This window comes from Lentimicrobiaceae bacterium (assembly GCA_028697555.1).
In the GTDB taxonomy this organism is placed as follows: Bacteria; Bacteroidota; Bacteroidia; order Bacteroidales; family UBA4417; genus UBA4417.
This window is the reverse complement of the sequence record JAQVEX010000082.1, coordinates 1-4,417: the sequence shown is the minus strand read 5'-3', so window position 1 is coordinate 4,417 and position 4,417 is coordinate 1. Positions and strand designations below refer to the sequence as shown.

Genomic DNA, 4,417 nt, shown 5'->3' with positions numbered 1-4,417 from the left:
TTCTTTCGCCCGAAATAAGTTGATATTTGTCGAAACCCATTTTCCGAACGGTAAGTGGCTGTATAATACCCTGACTTTTGATAGACTCGGCTAATTCGGTAAGAGTTTCATCTCAAAGTTTTCGCGGGGCTGAAACGGGTTTGTACTAATTTTATACAGCTCTATCTCGGCAATAGCTCCTACTACGTAATTCCCCGATATGTCTTTTGATGTAATATCAGTTTCGGGACTTCTAAGTATTGCCTCTAAACCTCTACCTAATGCTGCTTTTCTTTTTGAACTACTCATTTTTATATTTTATAAATTAAGTTTTAGAAAACTTAGTTTTGTTATTCTTCTGCAATATTTCTCGGGCTAAATTCAAATAGTTAATAGCTCCTGAACTGTTAACATCATAAGTTAAGGCAGGTTGATGATAGCTTTGGGCTTCGGGTAAACGCACATTTCGGGAAATAATTGTGTCGAAAACCATATCCTGAAAATGCACTTTAACTTCCTCAACAACCTGATTGGAATGGCGCAAACGTGCATCGTACATTGTAAGCAAAACACCTTCAATATCCAAATCGTGGTTGAAATTAGCCTGCACTATCTTAATGGTATTAAGCAGTTTGCCTAAACCTTCCAAAGCAAAATATTCGCTTTGCACGGGAATAATAACCGAATCGGCTGCTACCAATGAGTTTACCGTAACCAATCCCAATGATGGGGAGCAATCGATAATAATAAACTCGTAGTCGTCTTTAACAGGTTCGATTACTTTTTTAAGTCTGAATTCACGATTTGAAAAATCGACCAATTCCAATTCTGCTCCAACCAAATCTATTTTAGCCGGAAGAAGGTCTAAATAAGGGATTGGAGTTTTTATAATTGTTTCTTTTGTATCGGCTTCGTCCATTATGCACTCGTAAACGCTTGCTCTAATATCCTCTTGATTAAAGCCTACTCCCATAGTTGCATTACTTTGCGGATCGGCATCTACTAGTAGCGTTGGATACTCCAATATAGCCAGTGATGCAGCCAAATTTGTGGCTGTTGTTGTTTTACCTACTCCTCCTTTCTGATTAGCTATAGCTATTACTTTGCCCATATAGTAATTAAATTTTTACATTGGTTAAATTTACTTGTTTTACTACAAGAAAGAATTTGAACGCAATAAATATCAGACAAAAACTTACCTTTAAAACAAGTTTATACAAGAAACAATTATACTCAAAAAACGATTTATTCGTCGTTTTGTTCGTCAGTATTATCGAAACTATTGTATGGCGGATATTCTCTTTCCGGTGGCTCTACTCCCGTTTCAATAAACGATAGTACATCTTCTAAGCCGTGCGAAAATTTCTCAAAATCTTCTTTATACAAAAATAATTTATGCTTACGATAAGTGTACTTACCTTGTTCTTCGTCAAAACGCTTAACGCTTTCGGTTATCGTAATGTACAACTGACCGTTGCGTGTACTTTTTACGTCAAAAAAATATGTTCTCTTTCCTGCTTTTACAATTCTTGAAAAAACATCATCTCGTGTTCCGATAGGTTCAAGTTCATCCATGCCTGTAATTATTAAATTATTATTTTTTGATAATGCAAAAATACATTTTTATTTTCACTCTATAAAGTTTGTACAAAAATATTGCCGTTTTGTTGATAAATTTATTGGAATTTTAGTTTAATTCAATTTTTGTCGATATGTCATTTCATTTTCTTTACTTATATGCTATTAGCTGTTGGCTGTTAGCCATTAGCCGTTGGCTTTTGGTGATGGGTGATGAGTGATGGGTGATGGGTGATGGGTGAGTTACGAGTATTGAGTATTGAGTTATAAGCAATTCCAACTCAGAATTCAGAACTCGAAACTCTATTTTTTATCACAAGTCTATTTCTAATTTCGGTTTGTTTTATATTTTTGCAGGCTGAAATCTGATAATAAAAAAAGTACTTTAAATAAATGATTACTCGACATCAACTTAGAATTAAGTGTTTGCAAGCAATTTATGCTTTTTTTCAAAATCCAACTATAAAATTACCAGCAGCAGAAAAAAATTTACTGAAAAATATCGACGAAATATACGACCTGTATATATACATACTTTCTGCACTTATTGAAGTTAAAAGATGGAAGGAGAAAAAAATTGAAGAGAATAAACAAAAACTATTGCCCACTGCAGAAGACCTTAATCCTAACTTGAATTTTATAAACAACCAACTTATACATCAGTTTGAGAACAATCAAGACCTTAAAAGCAAGATAGCAGCTCTAAGTGTAAATTGGTCGGAAGAACAACCTTTGTTCAGAAGTTTGTACAACGCTCTGTCAGCAACGGAAGCTTTTGAGCAGTATATGAACAACGAGAGTAACAACTACAATCAGGATAAGGCTTTAGTAAGAAACGAACTGCTAAACGTGCTGTCTAATTCGGAATGGCTTAAAAGTGTACTAGCCGAAATAAATATTTCGTGGGAAGAAGATTTCGAAATTGCCATTATGATGGCTGACCTGACAATAAAACAGTGGAGCAAAAACAAATCGGAACTGCATCCGCTACCTCCGCTTTATAAAGATGCCAACAAAACTGAAAAAAGCGAAGATTTGGAATTTACTATTCAACTTTTCAGAAATTCAATACTTCATAATCAAGAGTTTGAAGAAATTATTAAAAACAACCTGATAAACTGGGAAATTGAACGTATCGCCTTAATAGATATGATAATTATAAAAATGGCTTTGGCAGAGCTGCTACACATTGATTCTGTTCCTGTTAAAGTTACCCTAAACGAAGCCATTGAAATAGCAAAGGAATACGGAACCGACAATAGCAAACAGTTTATAAACGGAATTTTGGATAAAATTATCGGAGAACTTATCAAAGAAGGAAAAATTAATAAAACCGGCAGGGGGTTGATTAACTAGTAAAAGTTGCGAAAATGGCTGTTTATTCATAGCCACATTCCATATCCAAATTATTAACAACAACTAACATTCGATTATAAAATAAATATTACTTTTGTGCTTGAAAGTAATGAAACAAAGTAAGTAAAATGCTTAAACACACAGTAAAACTATTATTAATTTTATCGTTAATTTTTCTTGTTTCGTGCAAGGGTGGCAACAAAAAAAGCTCGGAAAATATGGTGAATAATCCTTCAACGGCTGATTCACCCGATTCGAAAAAGGGATTGCCAATAATTGTATTCGACAAGTATTTTCACGATTTTGGCAAACTTGTAAACGGTGAAGACGTAACCTACTCGTTTAAGTTTACCAACAAAGGCGAAAGCTTTTTACTTATTTCGGCTGTACACTCATCGTGCGGTTGCACAGTAACAAAATTCTCAACCAAACCTATTGCTCCGGGCAATTCGGGCACAATTGATGTAAGTTTCAATTCGGAAGGCAGAGTCGGGCTTAACAATAAATCGGTAACAGTAGTCAGCAATACGCAGCCCAACACTACTGTATTGAAAATACAAGCCAAAGTTGTTAACCCTGAAAATTTGTAAAAAAATAAATATTTAATCATAAATAAAAACTAAGACTATGAATTTTTTAAACGTATTATTAATGGCACCACCACAAGGCGAGGGCGCTAGCGGCGGTGGTATGGGAAGTTCGCTTATATTTCTTTTGGTAATTTTCGTTATCTTTTACTTGTTTTTTATCAGACCTCAAACCAAACGTCAGAAAGAACAAAGAAAATTCCGCGAAAGCTTAACCAAAGGTCAAAAAATTGTTACAATTGGTGGAATACACGGAAAAATTGTTGAAGTACAAGAAACTACAGTTACTATTGAAGTTGAAAACAACGTTAGAATTAGAATAGAAAAATCGGCTATAGGTTCGAGTGCTCAAGATCAATTGACAGATCAAGATAAAAAATAACCTCGAATTGAAATAAAGTTCTGCTCGGTGCTGTATTTTACCGACTAATCTACAACTACGATGAGAAATTTTGTTTTTCGTCAGAAAATTTCACGTAACTCAATAGCAATTCTATTATGCCTATTGATAAGCGTAGCTGTGTGGTTTTATGTCAAACTTTCTAAAAACTACAATTCCGACGACTATTATAATGTAACCTTTAGCAATAAACCTAAAAACATGATATTGGTAAACGACTCGTTGCCAGCTATTTGTGTTAATTATTCCGCTAAGGGGTTTGATATTATAAAACAAAAAAGTTTGGGTAGCAGGAAAAGTGTTGAAGTCAGCTTCGACTACGCCAGAACATTCACAAAAGGGAATTATTCGTACTATTATATACTTACAAAAGACTTGCTGACAAGCATTGAACAACAGTTTTCGTTCAATTGTAAAGTAAATAACGTACAACCCGATTCTCTAATTTTTAAGTTCATATCCGAAAGGAGCAGGGAATTGCCTGTCAACCTGAACCTACAATACACCATAAACAGCC

General features: G+C 34.4%; 7 protein-coding genes. 4 read left to right on the top strand and 3 right to left on the bottom strand.

Translation table 11 applies throughout. From position 1 onward, the window contains the following. Positions 1–90: 90 nt before the first annotated feature. From PHP31_09820 to PHP31_09810, 3 genes are all read right to left on the bottom strand, one after another. A complete protein-coding gene (locus tag PHP31_09820; GenBank protein ID MDD3739573.1) occupies positions 91–288 on the bottom strand; it encodes a hypothetical protein in 198 nt (65 codons plus the stop codon). Between the two features lie 16 nt (positions 289–304). Beyond that, positions 305–1,090: an AAA family ATPase gene (locus PHP31_09815; protein MDD3739572.1), complete on the bottom strand. Its 786-nt coding sequence runs from the start codon at positions 1,088–1,090 to the stop codon at positions 305–307. A 134-nt stretch (positions 1,091–1,224) separates the two neighbouring features. After that, a complete protein-coding gene (locus PHP31_09810; protein ID MDD3739571.1) occupies positions 1,225–1,554 on the bottom strand; it encodes a DUF3276 family protein in 330 nt (109 codons plus the stop codon). A gap of 396 nt (positions 1,555–1,950) precedes the next feature. On the opposite strand from PHP31_09810, the gene nusB reads away from it, so the two are divergent. The 4 genes from nusB to PHP31_09790 all read left to right on the top strand — a co-directional run. Continuing rightward, positions 1,951–2,913, top strand: a complete 963-nt coding sequence (gene nusB / locus PHP31_09805) for a transcription antitermination factor NusB (protein MDD3739570.1) — start codon at positions 1,951–1,953, stop codon at positions 2,911–2,913. A gap of 128 nt (positions 2,914–3,041) precedes the next feature. Continuing rightward, a complete protein-coding gene (locus PHP31_09800; protein ID MDD3739569.1) occupies positions 3,042–3,503 on the top strand; it encodes a DUF1573 domain-containing protein in 462 nt (153 codons plus the stop codon). 37 nt (positions 3,504–3,540) lie between these two features. Further along, complete coding sequence (gene yajC, locus PHP31_09795) at positions 3,541–3,882, top strand: preprotein translocase subunit YajC (protein MDD3739568.1); 342 nt, start codon at positions 3,541–3,543, stop codon at positions 3,880–3,882. A gap of 60 nt (positions 3,883–3,942) precedes the next feature. Next, the coding region (locus PHP31_09790) for a hypothetical protein (protein MDD3739567.1) at positions 3,943–4,417 on the top strand (475 nt) is incomplete at its 3' end.

Bases quoted from the DNA above. Each gene is read 5' to 3' on its own strand.
- PHP31_09820 (MDD3739573.1), bottom strand. From the start codon at position 288: ATGAGTAGTTCAAAAAGAAAAGCAGCATTAGGTAGAGGTTTAGAGGCA.
- PHP31_09815 (MDD3739572.1), bottom strand. From the start codon at position 1,090: ATGGGCAAAGTAATAGCTATAGCTAATCAGAAAGGAGGAGTAGGTAAA.
- PHP31_09810 (MDD3739571.1), bottom strand. From the start codon at position 1,554: ATGGATGAACTTGAACCTATCGGAACACGAGATGATGTTTTTTCAAGA.
- nusB (MDD3739570.1), top strand. From the start codon at position 1,951: ATGATTACTCGACATCAACTTAGAATTAAGTGTTTGCAAGCAATTTAT.
- PHP31_09800 (MDD3739569.1), top strand. From the start codon at position 3,042: ATGCTTAAACACACAGTAAAACTATTATTAATTTTATCGTTAATTTTT.
- yajC (MDD3739568.1), top strand. From the start codon at position 3,541: ATGAATTTTTTAAACGTATTATTAATGGCACCACCACAAGGCGAGGGC.